Consider the following 20,662-nt stretch of genomic DNA (forward strand, 5'->3'; position numbering starts at 1 on the left):
CGCTGGCGGCCGTTAGCTGCCGTTCCCTTTTTCGTCACCCCGGACTTGATCCGGGGTCCCGCTGGACGTCGAAACCTGCGCTATCCTCAAAAAAGCGGGATCCCGGGTCAAGGCGGAAGGGCCACGGGTCTCCTCCGCGGATGACGAAGGTGAGTGGAGCTCATGGCAGCTCCCCACCCCAAGCCGCCATAAGAAAAGGGCCGGAGTTCCCCCGGCCCTTCCCTAAATCGTGGTGGTGCCGAAATCAGGCGCCGGTGACGTCGGCCGTATCGACCTTCACACCCGGGCCCATCGACGACGACAGCGCGATCTTGCGGACATATTTGCCCTTCGCGCCCGACGGCTTGGCCTTGACGATCGCGTCGACAAAGGCGTCGAAGTTCTGGCGGAGCTTTTCCTCGCCGAACGACAGCTTGCCGAGGCCGGCGTGGATGATGCCGACCTTTTCGACGCGGAATTCGATCTGACCGCCCTTGGCGGCCTTCACGGCTTCGGCGACGTTCGGGGTCACGGTGCCCAGCTTCGGGTTCGGCATCAGGCCCTTCGGACCCAGCGTCTTGCCGAGGCGGCCGACGATGCCCATCATGTCCGGCGTCGCGATGACGCGGCCATAGTCGAGGTTGCCCGCGAGCATGTCTTCCATCAGGTCTTCGGCACCGACCTTGTCGGCACCGGCGGCCAGCGCCTTGTCGGCATTGTCGCCGCGCGCGAAGACCGCGACTTTGACGTCCTTGCCGGTACCGGCGGGCAGCGTCACGACGCCGCGGACCATCTGGTCGGCGTGGCGCGGATCGACACCGAGGTTCATCGCGATTTCGAGCGTTTCGTCGAACTTGGCCGAGGCCAGCTCGCGAACGGTCTTGATCGCTTCGTCGACGGGGTGAAGCTTCAGCGCGTCAACCTTGCCCTCAAGGGCCTTTTGCTTCTTGGTCAGCTTGGCCATGGGTTCAGCCCTCCGTCACTTCGAGGCCCATCGAGCGCGCGCTGCCCTCGATGATCTTCGTCGCCTGTTCGATGTCGTTCGCGTTGAGATCCTTCATCTTGATCTCGGCAATTTCGGCGAGCTTCGAGCGTGCGATCTTGCCGCCGCTGATCTTGCCGGGCTCCTTCGAACCCGATTTCAGGTTCGCGGCCTTCTTGATCAGATAGGTCGCCGGCGGCGTCTTGGTGACGAACGAGAAGCTCTTGTCGGCAAAGACGGTGATGATGGTCGGGGTCGGCGTGCCCTTGTCCATGGAATCGGTCGCGGCGTTGAACGCCTTGCAGAATTCCATGATGTTGACGCCGCGCTGACCGAGCGCCGGCCCGAGCGGCGGCGACGGGTTCGCGGTGCCAGCGGGCACCTGCAGCTTGATGTAGCCGCTGATTTTCTTGGCCATGATGGCCTCCTTTCTTTCTGTCGGCCCGCCGTTTCCGGTGGACCTCAAAATAAGCGGTCGAACAGAAGGGCATCACCCCTTCCTCCCGCGCGGAATCACGTCCGTGTCTGACGCGAAGCGGCGCCGTTAGCTGCAAACCGGCCGCAAGGCAAGCTTTACCCTTGGGGAACGACGCGGATCAGCCCTTCCTGGACCGCCGATGCAATCAATGTGCCGTCTTGCCGATAAACCAGCCCGCGATTGATCCCGCGTCCGCCGCCGGACCAGTCGCTGTCCATCACATAGACGAACCAGTCGTCCACCCGGATATCGTCGTGAAACCACATCGCATGGTCGAGGCTGGTCGAAAACAGCCCCGGCTGCGTCCAGTTCAGCCCGTGCGGCACCATCGCCGACGACAGCAGCCCCATGTCCGATGCATAGGCGAGCAGCGCGCGATGGATCAGTGGATCGTCGCCGACCGGCGCGGCGATGCGAAACCATTCATAATGCATCGTCGACGCCGCCCCGGCGGGCGGACGAAAGCTGCGCACCTCGAACGGATGAAAGCCCGCCATCTGCGCGAGCCGGGCATCGTCGATCAACGGATCGGCGGCGATGACGTCTCCGAAATCGCGGCATTGTTCGGGCGGCAGCAGGTCGGGCATCGGCGCTTGGTGCGCAAGGCCCTGCTCGGGCGCCTGGAACGAAGCGGTCAGGTTGAAGATCACCTTGCCGTCCTGACGCACCACGACGCGGCGATTGGCAAAACTGCGCCCGTCGAAATCGCGGTGGACGCGAAAATGCAGCGGCTTGGTCTCATCGCCGCCGCGCAGGAAATAGGCATGGAGCGAGTGGACATCCTTGCCGGGATCGACGGTCCGCGCAGCGGCAACCATCGCCTGCGCAATCACCTGCCCGCCGAAGATGCGATCGCGGGTCGGCTTCCTGAACGCCGGAAAAGTGAATTCGTCGGGTTCGTCCGCAGCTTCGAGGTCGAACAAGCTTACGACACGGCGCACGACCTTGTCCCGATCGATCGATGCATGGATTGCGCGCGCACGGTCGGCACGCGCCTGAATCTCGGTTGGAGTCAGGCGCATGTGTTCATCCATTCCAGCTGGCGAGCGACGGCAAAGGCCGTCACTTCATGCGTTCGACCTGTTCGAAGTCGAGTTCGACCGGGGTGGCGCGACCGAAGATCGACACCGACACCTTGACGCGCGCCTTTTCGAAATCGAGTTCCTCGACCAGCCCGTTGAAGCTGGCGAAAGGACCGTCGAGCACCTTGACCTGATCGCCGATTTCGTAATCGACGCGGATTTCCTGCTTCGGACGTGCCGCAGCTTCTTCCTTGCTGTTCAGGATGCGCGCGGCCTCGGCTTCACTGATCGCCTGCGGCTTGCCCATCGACCCCAGAAAGCCGGTGACCTTCGGGGTGTTCTTGACGAGGTGATAGACATCGTCGGTCATCGTCAGCTTGGCGAGCACATAGCCGGGGAAGAATTTGCGTTCGGCCTGGACCTTCTTGCCGCGCTTCACCTCGGTGACGGTCTCGACCGGCACTTCGACCGCTTCGACCAGCTGGGTCAGCCCCATGCGCTCGGCTTCGGCAACCACCGAATCGCGTACCTTGTTCTCGAAGCCCGAATAGGCGTGAATGATGTACCAGCGCGCCATAAGTCTGCGTGTCCTGTCCCTGAAATCCGTAAAAGTCGCGCCAATCAGCGCGCGAGCGACGTCAGCCAGCCGACGATCGCGTTGAAAACCGTGTCGACGCCGACAAAGAAGAGCGCGAGGATCGTGGTCATGATCAGCACCATGATCGTCGTCTGCACCGTTTCGCGGCCGGTCGGCCAGACGATCTTCGTGGCTTCCGATTTCACCTGATTGACGAATTCGCCGATGCTGGTCTTGGCCATGTCGATCGTCCTGCCTTAAAAAAACGTTCAATAATATCTAGCCAGATGGGTTGCCGTACCCGGCGCGTCAAGCGCGTTTCGGGCAATAGTCCGCCCACCCTCCCCGAGCATGTCGGCGAAAGGCGGAAGGAAAACGGCGCATCTGTCCGAATGGGCGGCCTTTACTTGCGCCGTGCGGCGATTGCAAGTCAAACGCGGATGGGCGTGCGCGCAAGCGTGCGCTGTATCAGCATGAGCAGCCCGGCCATGACGATCCAGCTCGTCGTCGGCTGCAATGCGAACAACAGGTGCAACTCGCGCGCCGCCGCCGCTCCGTTCCGCGGATCGAAGCCGACGATATCGAGCATGGCGTAACTCACTGCAATCGCGGCGGCGACGCCGAATTTCTGCATCAGGTTCAGCAGTGCGAACAAGAAAGCCGAGCGGTTCCGTCCGCACCGCTCGGCGTCGCGCGGAATCAGGTCGGCGAGCATCGAGTAAGTGAACAACAGTCCGACAAAACCGGTCCCGAGCGCCAGCGAAAAACCTACCGCCTGCCCGATCCCGTCAGGCCGCTGGAACAGGGTCGCGACGAGCAGCCCCGAAATGAGCAGACCCATTGCCATCATCATCGGCGGCTTGCCGAAACGCCGCGCCAGGAACGTCCAGAGCGGCGAAGCCAGCGCACCGCCGATGAAGCTCGCAAAGAGCAGCACCGCGCTCTGCGCATCGAGGTCGAGCACCGCGGCGGCAAAGAAGACGAACAGCGAGGTCAGTGACCCGAAAGCGAAGCTGTTGAGGAACTGAACGCCGAGCAGCAGCATCAGCGGCGGAAACGAGAGTGAGGCGCGAATTTCGTGGCGCCAGCCGATGCCCGGTTCGGCGACGACTGCGCGTGACGGGACGCGGCGACATGCGAACAGCGCGATCGGCACCATGATCAGGAAGATGCTGGCATAAGCCATGATCCGGCCCTGCAGGCTGATTCCCGGAATCAGCAATTGTGCCGCCGCGGGCGCGGCAAAGGCCAGGATCAGCGCGATCTTCGAGAACCAGTCACGCATCCCGTAGAGCAGCGCGCTGTCGGCGGGCGAGCGCACCAGCGCCGCACCCCACGAAAGCTGCGCGACCTCATAAAGACTGTAACTCGAATAGAAGAACACCATCATCACGAAGAGGGCGGCAAAAGGCAGCGCGTCGCCCACGGTCACCAACGCGAGCAGCAGCAGGGATAGCGGCACGATCGCCAGCAGCATCCAGCGCCGGTGCGCCCCGAGCCCGGTGCGCACGCGGTCGACCAGCGTCCCGATCAGCGGGTCGACCACCCCATCCCAGATCGTCGTCAGCGAAAAGAGCAGTCCGACCAGCGCAACCGAAATCACCCCGCCTTCAGCAATATAAGGCGGCAGATAGACGCTGAACGGCAGCCCGAGAATCACGGTCGGCCCCGCCGTCGCGGCATAAGCCGCAACCGTGCGCGGGCGCAGCGCAGAAGATTCCGGGGCGGCGCCGGTCGAGGGCAAGGCGGTCGTTGCCAAGCGATAAGCTCCTGCTGGAGAAAGCAAGGTTCCAGCCGCTGACAATAATGTCAATAGCCGGAGGACGGTCCAACCGCTTCTTCAGATCGGATATCGGTTTTGGGGTGGGGAGCTGCCATGAGTTCCACTCACCTTCGTCATCCGCGGAGGAGACCCTCGGCTCTTCCGCCTTGACCCGGGATCCCGCTTTCTTGAGGGTAGCGCAGGTTTCGACTTCAAGCGGGACCCCGGATCAAGTCCGGGGTGACGATAAAGGGAACGGCAGCTTCCGGCCGGAAGCAGCCATCTCAATTGCGGGTTTGCGACCGACACAGCCGCTTCTCGCCCCGCAGAACCAGCAACCCGGCCCTTATCTCACCCTAATCGTCCAGGACCACCAGCGACGGATAACGCTCAACCCAGCATTTCGACGATATCCGTTCGTCGAAAACGCCACGCTTCTCCAAACGAAAGGCCGCGGTCGGCCGCACACGCAATGCAAAAAGATCGTCAAGGCCGAGCGGCGCGCAGATTTCCACCCGGCGATTTTCGAGACGCGCCGCCACCGCCGTCGCCGTCTCCGGCCAATGCGTCATCGCGTCGGCGACCGAATGATAGGGTGTATCGCCATTGTGCCGATGCATTCGCGCCTGATTTTTGACCGACCAGCGCATGTCCGGCATCGATACGCGAAGCTGCCGCTCGATATCGCGATCAACATCCTTGCCCGAGGCATCGGGCGCGAACCAGAGGACGTCGACATCGCCAAATGGCGGCACTGGCTGGCGGCCGTGGCGATAATCCCAGACGGCGTCGCGAACGAAACCGGCGCCGATCCAGCAATCGGGCAGCCTCAGTGCTGCGACCGCAGCCAGTGCCGCCATTCGCAAGCGATCGCCCGACAGGAGCTTTTCGAGAAGGGCAAGCTGCTCCACGCGCGCGACGCCCCGCCCCGGTCAGTCGCCGTCGAAAGCGATCAGCGTTTCGCAGGCAAGTCCGGCATCGGCCAGCCGCCGCGATCCGCCAAGGTCGGGCAGATCGATCACGAACAGCGCCGCTGCCACCTCCGCCCCCGCATTGCGCATCAGCGCGGCGGTCGCAAGGATGGTGCCGCCGGTCGCCAGCAAGTCGTCGACCAGGACGACACGGTGCCCTGGCGCGATGGCGCCTTCGTGCAGTTCAAGGCGGTCGACGCCATATTCCAGTTCGTAATCGACGCCGATCGTGACTCCTGGCAACTTGCCGGCCTTGCGCACCGGTACGACGCCAAGCCCCATCGCGGTCGCCATTGCGGCCCCGAACAGGAAACCCCGCGCCTCGACCGCGACGATGAAGTCCGGGCGATGAACCGCCGCGATCTCGCTCAGCCGCCGGACGCTTTCAGCGAAGCCTGCGGCGTCGCCGATCAATGTCGTGATATCCCGAAACTGGATGCCCGGCTTGGGAAAGTCCGGAATCGTGCGGACGAGACTAGCGAGGTCGAGGTCCGGCTGAGGCGGGAGGGCGATCATGAAACGGCCGCCCTCCCTAAATCGCTCAATGCTTCTTGTCGGCCCAGATGTTCCGGTACGACAGATAGGTCAGCACGCTGAAGATCAGCAGGAAGAGGAAAGCCGCATAACCAACCTGCACGCGCTTCACCAGCTTGGGCTCGGCGGTCCAGACGAGGAACGCGGTGACGTCCGCCGCCATGCTCTTTACATCGTTCGGCGATCCGTCGGCAAAAGTCACCTGCCCCTTGGTCAGCGGCGGTGCCATCGCGAGGTTGAGGTTCGCGAAATAGGGGTTGTAGTGCAGCCCCGTGCCTGGCTTGAGTTCCGCAGGCAGGTTGGCCGGCGGGTTCTGGAAGCCGGTCAGCAGCGAATAGACATAGTCCTTGCCGCCTTCGCGCGCCTTGGTGATCAGCGACAGGTCGGGCGGCAACGCATTGTTGTTCGCTGCACGCGCCGCGGTTTCGTTCGCATAGGGCGACGGGAAATAATCCGACGAGAGGCCATCGCGCGTCGCCGGCTCACCCGTGTCGGGGTTGATCGACGGAACCTGGAAACCCTTGGCAAAGGCCTTTACCTGGCCTTCGGTATAACCGAGTTCGCCGATGTCGCGGAACGCGACGAGGTGCAGGCTGTGGCAAGCCGAACAGACTTCCTTGTACACCTGCATGCCGCGCTGCAACTGCGCCTTGTCCCAGTGCGGAACCAGGCCATCGCTGGCGAGCTTCAGCTTTTCGGGATGCTTATGAAACTCGTGCGTGGCGTTGTGTTCATTGGCCAGCGGCGTCGTGAGAATCGCGAGCACCAACGCCGTAATGAAACCAAGACCGACGAGAAAACCGAGCGGACGAACCATGGCTTTATCAGCTCCTATTAAAGTCCGGCGCTCAGGCCGTGGCCGCCGACGACGTGTCGGCATGCTTGGCGAGAACCGCCTCGGTGATCGAATTCGGCATCGGCAGCGGACGTTCGATCCGCGACACGATCGGCAGAATGACCAGGAAGTGGGCGAAGTAATAGATCGCGCCGAGCTGGCTCAGGATCACCCACGGCTGCTCCGCCGGCTGCATGCCACACCAACCGAGGAGGAACACGTCGACGACGAGGATCCAGAAGAAGATGCGGTACAGCGGACGATAGGTCGACGACTTCACCGGCGAGCTGTCGAGCCAGGGCAGGAAGAACAGCAGTGCGATCGAACCGAACATCGCGATGACGCCCCACAGCTTCGCGTCGATCCACAGGAAGTTGAAGGTGAAGGCCTTCAGGATCGCGTAGAAGGGCAGGAAGTACCATTCGGGAACGATATGCGCCGGGGTCGAGAGCGAGTTCGCCGGGATATAATTGTCGGCGTGACCGAGCGCATTAGGGCTGAAGAAGGTCAGCGCGACGAAGATCAGCAGGAAGATGCCGAGCCCGAAGCCGTCCTTCGCGGTGTAATAGGGATGGAACGGAACCGTGTCCTGCTCATCCTTCACCTCGATGCCGGTCGGATTGTTCGACCCCGGAATGTGCAGCGCCCAGATGTGCAGGATGACGACACCCAGGATCACGAACGGCAGCAGATAGTGCAGCGAGAAGAAGCGGTTGAGCGTGGCGTTGTCGGGCACGAAGCCGCCGAGCAGCCATTCGCGCACCGGTTCGCCGACGATCGGTATCGCCGAGAAGAAGCCTGTGATCACCTGCGCGCCCCAGAAGCTCATCTGGCCCCACGGCAACACATAGCCCATGAAGGCGGTGGCCATCATGAGGAGGAAGATCACGACGCCGAGCAGCCACACCATTTCGCGCGGCGCCTTGTACGAACCGTAATAAAGGCCGCGAAAAATGTGGAGATAAACGACGATGAAGAACATGCTCGCGCCGTTCATATGCGCATAGCGGATGAACCAGCCGGCGTTCACGTCGCGCATGATATGCTCGACCGAGTTGAACGCGACCGTCGCATTGGCGGCATAATGCATCGCCAGCACGATGCCGGTGATGATCTGGATCGCGAGCGCGGCGCCGGCGAGAACGCCGAAGTTCCAGAAATAGTTGAGGTTGCGCGGCACGGGATAGCCGGCGCCGATTGCATTATAGACGAGGCGCGGCAGCGGCAGCTTCTCGTCCAGCCACTTCATCAGCGGCTGCTGCGGTTCGTAGTTCTTGGCCCAGGGAAAGCTCATCTTATCTCGCTCCTCAGCCGATCGTCACGACGGTGTCGCTGGTGAATTCATAGGGCGGCACAACCAGATTCTTGGGTGCCGGGCCCTTACGGATGCGCGCCGCGGTGTCGTAGTGCGAACCATGGCACGGGCAGAAATAACCGCCGAAATCGCCGCGATTCTCGCCCTCGGCAGCACCCAGCGGAACACAGCCCAAATGGGTGCAGACGCCCAGTGTGATCAGCCAGTTTTCCTTGCCCGGCTTGGTGCGCTCGTCGATCGTCTGCGGATCGCGCAGGTCACCGAGCGGAACCGCCTTGGCTTCGGCGATTTCCTTGGCGACGAGGTTGCGGACGAACACCGGCTGCTTGCGCCAGCTCGTCTTGATCGCCTGCCCCGGCTGGATCGCCGAAATGTCGATTTCGGTCGACGACAGCGCGAGCACGTCGGCCGACGGGTTCATCTGGTTGACTAGCGGCAGGACGACCGCCACCGCACCGACACCCGCGAAACTCACTGCCGCGATATTGATAAAGTCCCGGCGCCGCACGCCATCTTCGATGCCGGCGTTGAGTTCGGATTCACTGGCCATTCGACTGCCCTTGCATGGGTGAAACGACAATATTTCTCGGAAGGTGGCCACCCTGTTGCGCACGCACGAAAGCAGCGCGCCCGGCGGCCCCTCCGGGAATTCCGGGCCTGATAGCCGCACATCCGGGGCTTGCCAACAGGCAATTTCCCCTTCTTTCGCTCTATCCCGGCATCGCGGCCAAGCCCCTCGATTCCCGGCGCGGTCGCGGTTATGGCCTGCCGATGGAAATCGCCCTGTTTCAGCCGGATATCGCGGGTAACGTCGGCACGACGCTGCGCACCGCGGCCTGTTTCGGCGTGCCCGCCCATATCATAGAGCCTTGCGGCTTTCCCTTTTCGGACGGCGCGCTGAGGCGCGCGGGCATGGACTATGCGACGCGCGCCAATGTGACGCGGCACGCCGACTGGCCAGCCTTTCAGAGCTGGAGCGCCGCCGCGGACCGGCGGCTTGTCCTGTTCACGACGGCGGGCGCAACTCCCCTCCCCGTCTTCGCCTTCGCCGCCGGAGACATTCTGCTGCTCGGCGCGGAATCATCGGGGGTGCCGCCGCATGTCCACGCCGCCGCGGCCGAGCGGGTCGCGATTCCGATGCAGCCGGGCTTTCGCTCCTTGAATGTCGCGGTGGCGGCTGGCATCGCGCTCGCCGAAGCACTCAGGCAGACGAAAGGCTTTCCGTCATGATTTCGCTCGATCCCCAGCAACAGGCGGCGCGCGACTGGTTCGAATCGCTGCGCGACCGGATTTGCGCCGAGTTCGAGGCTATCGAAAGCGAAGCGGGCAGCGACGCGCGCTTCGGCTACACGCCGTGGGACCGCGAAGCCGAAGGAGTCGCCCCCGGCGACGGCGGCGGCGGCGTCCGCGGCGTGATGACCGGCAAGATATTCGAAAAGGTCGGGGTCAATGTCTCGACCGTCGGCGGCCAGTTTGCGCCCGACTTTGCGGCATCGATCCACGGCGCGGGTGAGGATCCCAGCTTTTTCGCGACCGGCATCAGTCTCGTCGCGCATATGGCGAACCCGCATGTGCCGGCGGTGCATATGAACACGCGCTTCCTCGTCACGACGAAACGCTGGTTCGGCGGCGGCGCCGATCTCAACCCGCCCATCCCCTATGCCGAGGATACCGACGCCTTTCACGCGCGGTTCCGGGCAGCATGCACGCCCTTTGGCCCCGATGTCTACGAACGCTATGCCAAATGGGCCGAGGATTATTTCTATATCCCGCACCGCGGCGTCCATCGCGGGGTCGGCGGCATTTTCTATGATCATCTCGAATGCGGCGACGATGCCGAATTCGACCGTAATTTCCAGCTGACGCAAGCGGTCGGCGAGGCGTTCCTCGACATCTTCCCGCAGATCGTGCGCCGCCGGATGAACCAGCCCTTCACCGACGCCGAGCGCGACGAGCAGCTCGTCTGGCGCGGCCGCTATGCCGAATTCAACCTTGTCTACGACCGCGGCACGCTGTTCGGGCTCAAGACCGGCGGCAATATCGACGCGATCCTGATGAGCCTGCCGCCGCTCGCCAAATGGAGCTGATGCGAAAAGGACGCCCCGTTTCCGGAGCGCCCCTCTTTACACTTCGCGAGAAGAATCAGGCGAAGACGTCACCCGATGTCCGCTGCCCGATGGCCCGGTAGATGCCGATCGGCATCGCGAACGACAGCAGCAGCTGCGGGACATAGACAAGAAGTGCCAGGACGATCATCGAGATGATCGTACCCACTCCCGACCCACCGCTCGCCGCGGCACCCATGATGCCGCCAAAGATCAGTCCGGCGATAAAGCCATAAACGAGCGAAAGAATGAAAATGAGGACGTAAAAGCCGACGATCGTCCACTGCGACGCGCCGGTGAGTCGCCATGATTCGGTGATGCCGGTGACCGGATTGCGCGTCAACCGGTCGGCCATCACCGGACCTGCGACCGACAGGCGAGCGAAAAGCCAGAGGAAGAAGACGATGATCGCGGCATAAAAGACGATCATCAACGCAATCGCTCCGCCACCGAGCGCGCCCGATTGCAGGGCGGTCGGCGAAAAGCCCCCGGCACCCGCGAACGCCGCGCCGAAAATCAGCGCGAGGACAAACATGATGATCATCAGCACGATATAGACCGCTATGAAAACGACAAACATGCCGAAGGCGAAAGCCGGACCCGCTTGCAACGCCCAGCCGAAATTCGGCGCTTCGCCAGGATGAAGCCCGCCGCGCCAGATCAACATCGAGGCGGCGTAGAGCACCACCGCGGCGACGAGAGCGAACAGGAAGATGCGGCCCATCGCGCCCATCATCGCCGATGGATCGCCGGCCGACATGGCCATCATCTGGAAGGTCGAGCCCAGCATCAGATAGCCCAGCAAAGCCAGCACGACGACCGCGCCGCCCACCCAGAGCAGCATTTGCGTCCAATTGGCCTTCAGGAAATCGAATGTTTCCGAAAAGGCCGCTCCTATACTCATCTTGACCATCTTCTTTCCCCTGCTGTTAAACTCGCTTCTCCTGTGTTCCTTCGCCTGTCCGGCGCAAAATCCTGCCATATGCTCCCATGTTGCGGCCCATTCGCCCGTCCAGCCATCATCGCGATCACTGGAATATGTCGGATGCCCCCCCAACCGATAGCTGGCGATAAGCCGCGGCGCTGATCGCGAGGGTCACGATGCCGCTGATCGCGGCGAAGCCGGCCTCTGCAAGCCCCATCAGCATGCGCCCGGCGCCCTCACCCGTTCCGCCGATCGCGCCCACGATGAGCCCGACGATCAGACCCGCGATGCCGACGACCAAGGTCACCAGGAACAGGAACAGGAAGATCCGCCAGCCATTGCCCCGGGTCAGCGACCAGCTTTCCTGAAGCACCGCTGCCGGGTTATATTGGATGCGGTCGGCGATCAGGGCCGGCGCCACGGCGACCCGCCCCCACAGATAGGCGCAGAGCGCGATGAAGGCGATCAGCCCCACGAAAAGCAGAAGCATGCCCGGCGCCCCACCAAGTGCGGCGCCGGGAACGATCAGCACGACGGCGACCAGGCCGACCGCGAGCCCCATGAGGAACTGCACCGCGATCATCGTCGGGATCATCTTGAACGCGAAAGCCAGCGCGTCGCCGACGCTGACGCTCGATCGCGACAGCCACAGCCGCAATATGCCGACGCCGCCGATCGCGGCGATCACCGCCACCAGCAATTGATAGGGGATCGCCTGCCGCGCGCTTTCCTGAAAGCTCGTCATCATCTGCTGGAAGGTCGCACCCGCGGCGGGTTCGATCGGCGCCGGGCCGAACCAGCTGACCGCCAATGTCGGAAGGAACAGAAAGACGGCGGCGATGGTGCCGGTCAGCGCCGTGTGCGACTTGAGCAGCGTCACGCTGTCTTCCCACGCCGCACCCATGTCGAATTTTACCATTGATACCCCATCGTTTTTTCCGATCCTGATCTGGCGAGACTGGCAATCTTCGCCCCGTCTGTCCAGCCTTGTCACCGATCGTCCGCTCCCCCCTTGCGCGCGGCGCCTTGACGCGCCAGATAGCCGGTGCGATGCACCGCCTCCGCCATCCCGAATGGACGATCACGTCCGGTCTTATCGACTATGCCGAAGCGCTTGCCGACATGGAAGTACGCGCCGCCGCCATCCACGCCGGCGCGGCCGACGAACGCATCTGGCTGCTCGAGCATCCGCCGCTCTACACCGCGGGCACCAGCGCCGATCCGGCCGAACTGCTCGACCCGCGCTTTCCCGTCCATGACGCCGGACGCGGCGGGCGATACACCTATCATGGCCCGGGCCAGCGCATCGGCTATGTCCAGCTCGACCTGTCGCGGCGCGGGCGCGATGTGCGGGCCTATGTTGCGGCGATCGAAGGCTGGGTGATCGACACGCTCGCCTTGCTGGGTGTCGAGGCGCGCCGCGCAGAGGGGCGGATCGGCATCTGGACCGACGATACGCAGGGCCGCGAAGCAAAAATCGGCGCAATCGGCGTGCGCGTGCGGCGCTGGGTTACCTTGCACGGCTTTTCGCTCAACATCGCGCCCGATCTGTCGCATTTCGGCGGCATCGTGCCATGCGGTATTGCCGAATTCCCCGTGACGAGCCTTGCTGCGCTGGGGAAGCCCGCCTCGTTCGGCGATGTCGATGCCGCGCTGGCGGAAAGCCTGCCCGCGTTTCTCGACAAGCTTCGGGCAAGCGATTAGGAACGGCGCATGACCCGTATCCTTCTTCCCTCGCTCTTCCTCCTTTCGCTCGCGGCCTGTGGCGGCGGCGACACCGGCGGCAAATCGACCGCCAAGCTCGACGCGGTCGAGGTTCAGCCCGGAACGATCAGCGATTCGATGATCATCCTCGACGACGCGAGCACCGACGGCACCGCGGTCGACAACAGCGTCCCCGACGATGGCACAAAACCGGCAGCAAAGGCGGAAGAAGCCAAGGATGAAGCCGGCGATGCCGAAGCCGCCAGCGGCGAAGCTGAAAATCCCGAAGCGGTTGCCGCCCCGGCAACGAAAAAGACCGTGGCCGCCGAAACGCCCGCAAAGAAGACCGAATAGCCGGGCGCGTCAGCGCAGCCCCAGACTCTTGTGCGCCTGCAGCGACAGCCGCCAGCGCGGATCACCCATCACCAGATCGATGCATTTCCGCACATTGTCCGCGGCATTCGGATCGTCGAGCGGCTGGATCAGGCGATGCGTGAAATCAAGCGCGGCCAGCCGTTCGACGTCGCTACCGGGTTGCGGCCAGACCAGTTTCAATTCGTCGCCGCTCGTCTGGACCAGCTCGCTGCCTGCCTTGGGGCTGATGCAGATCCAGTCGATGCGGCGCGGGACGGGCAAGGTCCCGTTGCTTTCGATCGCGATCGTGAAACCATGGCCGTGCAGCGCGTCGATCAGCGCGTCATCGACCTGCAGCATCGGCTCGCCGCCGGTCAGCACGACATAACGATCCGCCGAAGCCGCGCCCCAGCTTTCGGCGATGATCGCGGCGAGCGCCGCCGCGTCGGCATATTTCCCGCCCAGCGTCCCGTCGGTGCCGACGAAATCGGTATCGCAAAACTGGCAGGTCGCCCTGGCGCGATCCTTTTCGCGCCCGGTCCACAGATTGCAGCCTGAAAAGCGGCAGAAGACGGCGCGGCGCCCCGCCTGTGCGCCCTCCCCCTGAAGGGTAAGGAAAATCTCTTTGACGGCGTAGGCCATCGGATCAGGCGTAACGCGTCGGGTCGGCAATCCCCGCGTCGGCGAAGCCCTTGCTGCGCAGGCGGCAGCTATCGCACAGGCCGCAATGCAGCCCCCCGGGCGCCGGGTCGTAGCATGACCAGCTCATCCCCGCGTCCATGCCCAGTCGCGCCGCCTCGGCCGCGATATCGGCCTTGGTCATATGCTGGAGCGGCGCATGGATATGAAAATCGACGCCCTTGTCGCCATCGCGCGTCGCGAGCCGGGCGAGATCCTCGAAGCCCGCGATGAATTCCGGACGGCAATCGGGATAGCCCGAATAATCGAGCGCGTTGACGCCGATCACGATATCCTGCGCTTGGCGCGCTTCGGCAAGACCCAGCGTCAGCGACAGGAAAATCAGGTTGCGGGCGGGGACATAGGTCACCGGAACATCGCCCTCTACGCCGTTCTTCGGCACGTCGATATCGGCGGTCAGCGCCGATCCGCCGAAACGGCGCAGGTCGAGCGGCAGGACGATGTGCTCGGCGGCCCCGACATATTCGGCGATGCGCGCCGCGGATTCGAGTTCGACGCGGTGGCGCTGGTTATAATCGATCGTCAGCGCGACGATGCGCGCCCCGGCCTCGCGCGCCATCCCGGCGCAAACCATCGAGTCCAAACCGCCCGACAAAAGGACGATCAACGTTTTTCCGGCAAGATTCTGCATCGGCGCCCGATACGCCTGCGACCCGGCCCATGCAAGCGCCGCGGCAGGAGTGCGACGGGAGGAAGATGGCTTGCTGAAGGGCGGATGGCGGCATTGGGGTGGGGAGCGGACGTCGCTTTCTACAGCTTCGTCATCCCGGGCTTGACCCGGGATCCCGCTTTTTTTGAGGGCGCCGACGGTTTTCGAGGTCAAGCGGGACCCCGGATCAAGTCCGGGGTGACGATGGACGGAACGGCAGCAATCGGCCGGAAACCGGACATTTGCCACGAGCCGAATGTCATAACGCCAAAAGAAACGGGCCGCACGGCTGTCGCTGCACGGCCCAGTTCGGCATGAAGCCGTTAGGGAGAAGACACACATCAGTGCGCCATAACCACCAAATAATCCCCGATGGTTAACATCATGTTACGAAATCGCGGTCAATTTCCCGCGGTGCAGGCGCCGACCCGCCGTGCCTCGATCGCCTGCGAGAACGGCCGGCCATCGGCAATGCCCTGCGTGTCGATCTGGACGAGGCGGTTGGTTTCGGCGCGAATGCTCGTGCGGCCATGCCCTGCCCCGGGGCAGGTATAATGGACCGTCACCGAATTCGGCACATCTTCGATGATGTAGCGCGAACAGCCCGACCTTGGGTGATAGATCTGGATCATCCGCCGCGCGTCGCCGACGCAAATGGTCCGCACGACATCATCCTTGCCGCGTTCGCGCAGCTGCCAGCTTCCCTTTTCGAGCCGGTCGAGCATCGCGAGCGACGGCGCTTGCGCCGGAACCGCGCTCGCGCCGGCAAAGGCGAACGCCACAAAGGACCATCGTACGAAGGGAGACAAGATCGCCATTTTCACCTATCCATTGGCTGCCCGCGATGGGCAAAATTGCGACCCCGTTTGACACAAGCTAACAACGCGCCGCCGGAATTTCAACCGCTCGGCGCTCGCTTGCCCCGCTTCGCCGTCGCAATTTGCGACGAACCGCAGGCCATAAGCTCAATGATGGGTGACGATTTCCTCGAGCGCGATCGGGAAAATGCGCGAGCAAAATGCGCAGTCGACGACGATCTTCCCTTGCTCGTCGGCCATGTCGCGCCGCTCGGTCTCGGGAAACTGCGCGAGCACGCCCGCGAAATAGTCCGGGCTGCACCGGCAGCCGCGCGTCACCGGCACACCGGCCTCGACGCGGACCTCATCTTCATGAAACAATCGCCAGGCCAGCGTCTCGAGCGAGGTCGCCGGATCGGTCAGTTCCGCGTCCTTGAGCGTCGCGCCGATCGTCTTGGCATGTTCCCATTCGGGAAGATCGTGGCGGGTATGAAGCCGATCGCGCCCTACCTCGCCCTCGGGAAGATGCTGCAACAGCATGCCGCCCGCGACGCAGCCGGCCTCGGCATCGTGCCGCGCCGCCAGCTTGATCAGGCTGGAGATCTGCTCCGACTGTTCGAAATAATGTTCGGCCGCCGCGCCGATCGACGCGCCTTCGAGCGGGACGATCCCCTGATAACGCTCGCCCGTCGCTTCCTGGTCGAAAGTGATCGCGAGAAAACCTTCGCCGAACAGCGCGAACAAGGTCGGGTCCGCTCCGGCTTCGGCGAGCCGTTCGGCGTCGAATTTCAGATAGCCGCGCAGTTCGCCGCCGCGATAGTCGCAGACGAGCAGTTCGACCGGCCCGCCGCCGGTCTGCGCCTGCAACGTCATCTGCCCGCCGTCGGTCTTGAGCGTCGAGCCAAGCAACACGGTCAGCACCAGCGCCTCGGCGAGCAGTTTCTCGGCGACCGGCGGATAGCTGTGAGCCGCCATGATCGTATTCAGCACGGGGCCCAGCCGCACGAAGCGCCCGCGCACATGGCGCGCGGCGATGGTGAAGACCAAAGGCTGGTCGAACCAGGTTTCGATGGTGTCGCTCACAGCTTGCCGAGCGCCCACAGCAGGATCGATTTCTGGGCGTGAACGCGATTTTCCGCTTCATCCCAGATCCGCGACTGCGGACCGTCGATCACCGCGTCGACGACCTCTTCGCCGCGATGCGCGGGCAGGCAATGGAGGAAGATCGCATCCCCCTTTGCCGCCGCCATCAGCCGCTCGTCGACCTGATAGGGCGCCATCGCCGCGAGCTTGTTATGCGCATGATCCTGTCCCATCGACACCCAGGTGTCGGTGACGACCAGATCGGCGCCCGCCACCGCTTCGCGCGCGTCGCGGACGATGTCGATCCGCGCACCCTGCGCGCGCGCGGTTTCGACGAACGACGGGTCGGGATCATAACCCTGCGGACAGCCCGCGCGGACGTTGAAGCCGAACAATCCCGCCGCTTCGATGAGCGATCCAAGAACATTGTTCCCGTCGCCGAGCCACGCAAGTTCGAGCCCGGGAAGCGACTTGCCATTCTCGACCACCGTCAGCAGGTCGGCGACGATCTGGCACGGGTGCGACAGGTCGGTAAGGCCGTTGATCACCGGCACGCTCGCATGCGCCGCCAGTTCCTCGACCTTCGCATGGTCGTCGGTGCGGATCATGATCGCATCGGCGTAGCGCGACAGTACGCGCGCCGTGTCGGCGATCGTCTCGCCGCGGCCAAGCTGCGTCACGCCCGCGTCCATGATCATCGCCGCGCCGCCGAGCTGGCGGATCGCGATGTCGAACGAAGCGCGGGTGCGCGTCGAATTCTTCTCGAACACCATGGCGAGCACATGACCGGCCAGCGGCGCGTCGGCGTCGGCCTTGCCTTTGGGCCAGCCCGCACGCGCCGCCTTGCGGTCGATCGCGTCGGCGAGCATCGCCGCTACCGCATCGCCGCCGGCATCGGACAGGTTCAGGAAATGCCGCATCATGCCTCTCCGTTCGACATGAACGGAAACATCAGCTTTCGGGCGGCGTATAATTCGCCGCGCCCGCTGACAATTTCTCGATGAATTCGGCGATATGGCTGTCGTCGATGTTGAGCGGCGGCAGGACACGCACGACGTTTTCGCCCGCCGCGACAGTCAGCAGCCCGTGATTGTCACGCAGATGCGCCACGAAAGCGCGGCTGTCCGAATTGAGTTTGAGGCCCAGCATCAAGCCTACGCCGCGGACGCTGTCGAACAGCTGGTCGTGGTTCGGAATGAGTTGCTCGAGCGCGCCGCGCAGCCGTTCGCCGGTCGCTTTCACCTGATCGAGGAATCCGTCCTCGAGCACGACGTCGAGCACCGCCTGCCCCGCCGCGCAGGCCAGCGGATTGCCGCCATAGGTCGACCCATGCGTGCCGATGACCATGCCGCGCGCCGCCTTCTCGGTCGCGAGACACGCGCCCATCGGAAAGCCGCCGCCGATGCCCTTGGCGCTCGCCATGATATCGGGGGTGACGCCATAATGTTCATAGGCATAGAGATGGCCGGTCCGCGCAACGCCGCATTGCACCTCGTCGAAGACGAGCATTAGGTCGCGCTTGTCGCAAACGTCGCGCAGCGCCTGCAGGAAGGGCTGCGACGCCGGGCGAATGCCGCCCTCGCCCTGGATCGGCTCGACCAGGAAACCCGCCGTATTGTCGTCGACCAGGTCGAGCGCGGCGTTGATGTCGTCGAACGGCGCATAGGCGAAGCCGGGCAGCAGCGGATCGAAACCCTTACGTAGTTTTTCCTGGTTCGTGGCCGAGATCGTCCCTAGCGTGCGGCCGTGGAAGGCGTTGTTGAACGTGATCAGCGTGTGCTTCTGCGGATTGTCGCCGCTCGAATGATAGGCGCGCGCGGTCTTGATCGCGCACTCGACCGCCTCGGCGCCCGAATTGGTCAGAAAGACCGTATCGGCAAAGGTGTTTTCGACCAGCCGCGCCGCATAGGCTTCGCCCTGCGGGCTGCCATAAAGGTTCGACACATGCATCAGCGTCGCGGCCTGATCCTGGATCGCCTTCGTCAGATGCGGATGGCCATGACCCAGCAGGTTGACCGCGATACCGCTCGCGAAGTCCAGATAGCGCTCGCCTCGCTCGCCGATCAGATACGCACCTTCGCCGCGAACCGGACGCACTGCGCACCGGGGATAAACGGGCATCAGCGGCGTGATCGACATGTCAGGCACCTTTCCAAAAAGCGAAACGTAAAAAGGCGACCCCGGTCGGGCCGCCCTTGCTCGGGGCGTCCCTATACCGCTGCGGCCGGAGCCGCGTCAACACGAGGCTTCAGAGCGATTTTGCCGCCTGCATCGCCAGCGCCACCGAATGTTTGCGCGCGCCATGATCATACATCGACGAAGCGATAATCACCTCGTCGACGCGCGTGCGCGCAATGAAGGCCTTCAACCCTGCCGCGACATCATCGACCGTCCCGACCGCCGAACATTGCAGCACATGATCGAGGATCGCGCGCGCATTCGGCGGCAGAGCGTCCTTATAGCCCGCCAGCGGCGGCTTCATCTTGCCGGGATTGCCGGTGCGCAGCGCGACGAACGCCTGTTGCTGCGACGAAGCGAGCAGTTCGGCCTCGTCGCGCGTATCGGCGGCAAAGACGTTGAACGCCGCCGCCGCATAGGGTTGCGACAATTGCGCCGACGGCTTGAACTGGCGGCGATAGATGTCGAGCGCCTCGTCGAGCGCGTCGGGCGCGAAATGGCTGGCAAAGGCGTAGGGCAAGCCGAGCATCGCCGCGAGCTGCGCCCCGAACAGGCTCGACCCCAATATCCACAGCGGAACCTTCGTCCCCTCGCCCGGCACCGCGCGGATGCCGAGCTGCTCGTCGCCGGCAAGAAAGGCCTGAAGCTCGACGACATCCTGCGGAAACTGCCGCTCGTCGCTCGCGAGATTGCGGCGCAGCGCCCGGGCGACGACACCATCGGACCCCGGCGCGCGGCCAAGCCCCAGGTCGACACGCCCGGGAAACAGCGCTTCGAGCGTGCCGAACTGCTCGGCGATTACCATCGGCGCATGATTGGGCAACATGATGCCGCCCGAACCGATCCGGATCGACGCGGTCGCCTGCCCGATATGCGCCAGCACGACCGCCGTCGCCGCGCTGGCGATCCCAGCCATGCCGTGATGCTCGGCGACCCAATAGCGTTCATAGCCGAGCGCCTCGGCGTGACGGGCCAGGTCCGCGGCGTTGGCGAGCGAATGGCCTATCGTGCCGGTATCGGTGACGGGCACGAGGTCGAGGAAGGAGAGTTTCGTCATGAAACCGATATGCGATGGCCGGGGCGGCGGTTCAAGATGCGGCTCCTCCATTCCTCTCGCTCCCCCTGAGCTTGTCGAAGGGTGGATGCCGAAACCGACCCTTCGACAAGCTCAGGGGGAGCGGAAAGAGAGGGACGCGAAGATATCAGGCCCGTTCGTCCTTCGGCGAGCCCATCAACACATAGGTGGTGATCGAATGGACCTGCGGCAGCACCCCGAGCACGTCGGTGTGGAAATGCTTGTATGCGGCCAGATCCTCGGTCTCGACGCGCAGCAGATATTCGATCGTGCCGGTGATATTGTGGCACTCGCGCACTTCGGGCGCAGTCGCCATCGCGGCCTCGAACCCCACCTGCGATTTCTTCGTGTGCGACGACAGGCCGACCGCGACATAGGCGATGAACGCCAGCCCGCGCTTCGCGGGGTCGATCTGCGCCCGGTAACCGGTGATGACCCCGCTTCGTTCGAGTTCCTGCACGCGGCGCAGGCACGCCGACGGCGAAAGCCCCACCCGATCGGCGAGTTCGAGGTTCGAGATTCGCCCGTCACGCGACAGTTCATGCAATATCTTGCGGCCAATGGTGTCCATCTTGGTCATAGATTGCATATCCTATTCGATTGCCGCCAATCTTTGCAATATATCGCATGATGAAACG

The 20,662-nt window shown here is 63.7% G+C and carries 25 protein-coding genes; 4 read left to right on the top strand and 21 right to left on the bottom strand.

The window, feature by feature from the left end:
- Positions 1–244: 244 nt before the first annotated feature.
- The 11 genes from rplA to petA form a co-directional block, all read right to left on the bottom strand.
- On the bottom strand, positions 245–943 hold the full coding sequence (gene rplA / locus FHR22_RS09775; RefSeq protein ID WP_166941583.1) for a 50S ribosomal protein L1: 699 nt from the start codon (positions 941–943) through the stop codon (positions 245–247).
- Positions 944–947: 4 nt separating this feature from the next.
- Positions 948–1,379 (bottom strand): 50S ribosomal protein L11, encoded by a 432-nt coding sequence (gene rplK / locus FHR22_RS09780; RefSeq protein WP_166941585.1) that lies wholly within the window; start codon positions 1,377–1,379, stop codon positions 948–950.
- Positions 1,380–1,534: 155 nt separating this feature from the next.
- Positions 1,535–2,461, bottom strand: coding sequence for an acyl-CoA thioesterase (locus tag FHR22_RS09785; RefSeq protein ID WP_243853634.1), 927 nt, complete (start codon positions 2,459–2,461; stop codon positions 1,535–1,537).
- Between the two features lie 40 nt (positions 2,462–2,501).
- Positions 2,502–3,038, bottom strand: a complete 537-nt coding sequence (gene nusG, locus FHR22_RS09790; RefSeq protein ID WP_166941589.1) for a transcription termination/antitermination protein NusG — start codon at positions 3,036–3,038, stop codon at positions 2,502–2,504.
- A 44-nt stretch (positions 3,039–3,082) separates the two neighbouring features.
- A complete protein-coding gene (gene secE, locus FHR22_RS09795; protein WP_054730026.1) occupies positions 3,083–3,280 on the bottom strand; it encodes a preprotein translocase subunit SecE in 198 nt (65 codons plus the stop codon).
- A gap of 188 nt (positions 3,281–3,468) precedes the next feature.
- Complete coding sequence (locus FHR22_RS09800; protein ID WP_166941591.1) at positions 3,469–4,797, bottom strand: MFS transporter; 1,329 nt, start codon at positions 4,795–4,797, stop codon at positions 3,469–3,471.
- Positions 4,798–5,156: 359 nt separating this feature from the next.
- Entirely contained in the window at positions 5,157–5,711 is a 555-nt protein-coding gene (locus FHR22_RS09805) for a nucleotidyltransferase family protein (protein WP_341786594.1), read from the bottom strand.
- A gap of 21 nt (positions 5,712–5,732) precedes the next feature.
- Complete coding sequence (locus FHR22_RS09810) at positions 5,733–6,287, bottom strand: adenine phosphoribosyltransferase (RefSeq protein WP_166941593.1); 555 nt, start codon at positions 6,285–6,287, stop codon at positions 5,733–5,735.
- 25 nt (positions 6,288–6,312) lie between these two features.
- A complete protein-coding gene (locus FHR22_RS09815) occupies positions 6,313–7,122 on the bottom strand; it encodes a cytochrome c1 (protein WP_166941595.1) in 810 nt (269 codons plus the stop codon).
- 31 nt (positions 7,123–7,153) lie between these two features.
- Complete coding sequence (locus FHR22_RS09820) at positions 7,154–8,434, bottom strand: cytochrome b (RefSeq protein WP_166941597.1); 1,281 nt, start codon at positions 8,432–8,434, stop codon at positions 7,154–7,156.
- A 13-nt stretch (positions 8,435–8,447) separates the two neighbouring features.
- On the bottom strand, positions 8,448–9,005 hold the full coding sequence (gene petA, locus FHR22_RS09825) for a ubiquinol-cytochrome c reductase iron-sulfur subunit (RefSeq protein WP_166941599.1): 558 nt from the start codon (positions 9,003–9,005) through the stop codon (positions 8,448–8,450).
- Positions 9,006–9,226: 221 nt separating this feature from the next.
- Between petA and FHR22_RS09830 the strand changes: the two genes are divergently transcribed.
- Positions 9,227–9,685 carry a tRNA (cytidine(34)-2'-O)-methyltransferase gene (locus tag FHR22_RS09830; protein ID WP_166941601.1) on the top strand — a complete coding sequence of 153 codons (459 nt, stop codon included), beginning with the start codon at positions 9,227–9,229 and terminating at the stop codon, positions 9,683–9,685.
- Positions 9,682–10,542: an oxygen-dependent coproporphyrinogen oxidase gene (gene hemF, locus FHR22_RS09835; RefSeq protein ID WP_166941603.1), complete on the top strand. Its 861-nt coding sequence runs from the start codon at positions 9,682–9,684 to the stop codon at positions 10,540–10,542. The genes FHR22_RS09830 and hemF overlap by 4 nt, the downstream gene beginning before the upstream one ends.
- Before the next feature lie 55 nt (positions 10,543–10,597).
- Here hemF and FHR22_RS09840 read toward each other — a convergent pair whose 3' ends face one another.
- Positions 10,598–11,464: a hypothetical protein gene (locus tag FHR22_RS09840; RefSeq protein WP_166941605.1), complete on the bottom strand. Its 867-nt coding sequence runs from the start codon at positions 11,462–11,464 to the stop codon at positions 10,598–10,600.
- A gap of 124 nt (positions 11,465–11,588) precedes the next feature.
- On the bottom strand, positions 11,589–12,404 hold the full coding sequence (locus FHR22_RS09845) for a hypothetical protein (RefSeq protein WP_166941607.1): 816 nt from the start codon (positions 12,402–12,404) through the stop codon (positions 11,589–11,591).
- 131 nt (positions 12,405–12,535) lie between these two features.
- Between FHR22_RS09845 and lipB the strand changes: the two genes are divergently transcribed.
- Positions 12,536–13,189 carry a lipoyl(octanoyl) transferase LipB gene (gene lipB, locus FHR22_RS09850; protein ID WP_166941609.1) on the top strand — a complete coding sequence of 218 codons (654 nt, stop codon included), beginning with the start codon at positions 12,536–12,538 and terminating at the stop codon, positions 13,187–13,189.
- A 9-nt stretch (positions 13,190–13,198) separates the two neighbouring features.
- Positions 13,199–13,543 (top strand): hypothetical protein, encoded by a 345-nt coding sequence (locus tag FHR22_RS09855; RefSeq protein WP_166941611.1) that lies wholly within the window; start codon positions 13,199–13,201, stop codon positions 13,541–13,543.
- 9 nt (positions 13,544–13,552) lie between these two features.
- On the opposite strand, the gene queE is transcribed toward FHR22_RS09855, so the two are convergent.
- From queE to FHR22_RS09895, 8 genes are all read right to left on the bottom strand, one after another.
- Positions 13,553–14,185: a 7-carboxy-7-deazaguanine synthase gene (queE, locus tag FHR22_RS09860; RefSeq protein WP_166941613.1), complete on the bottom strand. Its 633-nt coding sequence runs from the start codon at positions 14,183–14,185 to the stop codon at positions 13,553–13,555.
- A gap of 4 nt (positions 14,186–14,189) precedes the next feature.
- Positions 14,190–14,873, bottom strand: a complete 684-nt coding sequence (gene queC / locus FHR22_RS09865) for a 7-cyano-7-deazaguanine synthase QueC (protein ID WP_166941615.1) — start codon at positions 14,871–14,873, stop codon at positions 14,190–14,192.
- A 419-nt stretch (positions 14,874–15,292) separates the two neighbouring features.
- The gene (locus FHR22_RS09870) at positions 15,293–15,709 is read right to left on the bottom strand and encodes a DUF3617 domain-containing protein (RefSeq protein WP_166941617.1); all 417 of its coding nucleotides are present in this window, start codon (positions 15,707–15,709) and stop codon (positions 15,293–15,295) included.
- A gap of 147 nt (positions 15,710–15,856) precedes the next feature.
- Positions 15,857–16,771, bottom strand: a complete 915-nt coding sequence (gene hslO / locus FHR22_RS09875) for an Hsp33 family molecular chaperone HslO (RefSeq protein ID WP_341786595.1) — start codon at positions 16,769–16,771, stop codon at positions 15,857–15,859.
- Complete coding sequence (gene argF, locus FHR22_RS09880; protein ID WP_166941619.1) at positions 16,768–17,694, bottom strand: ornithine carbamoyltransferase; 927 nt, start codon at positions 17,692–17,694, stop codon at positions 16,768–16,770. The genes hslO and argF overlap by 4 nt, the downstream gene beginning before the upstream one ends.
- A 28-nt stretch (positions 17,695–17,722) precedes the next feature.
- A complete protein-coding gene (locus FHR22_RS09885; RefSeq protein ID WP_166941621.1) occupies positions 17,723–18,910 on the bottom strand; it encodes an aspartate aminotransferase family protein in 1,188 nt (395 codons plus the stop codon).
- Positions 18,911–19,019: 109 nt separating this feature from the next.
- On the bottom strand, positions 19,020–20,006 hold the full coding sequence (locus FHR22_RS09890) for an LLM class flavin-dependent oxidoreductase (protein WP_208417602.1): 987 nt from the start codon (positions 20,004–20,006) through the stop codon (positions 19,020–19,022).
- Between the two features lie 145 nt (positions 20,007–20,151).
- Entirely contained in the window at positions 20,152–20,604 is a 453-nt protein-coding gene (locus FHR22_RS09895) for an Lrp/AsnC family transcriptional regulator (protein WP_166941623.1), read from the bottom strand.
- Positions 20,605–20,662 lie beyond the last annotated feature (58 nt).

It is taken from the genome of Sphingopyxis panaciterrae (genome assembly GCF_011762125.1).
GTDB classification, from domain to species: Bacteria; Pseudomonadota; Alphaproteobacteria; order Sphingomonadales; family Sphingomonadaceae; genus Sphingopyxis; species Sphingopyxis panaciterrae.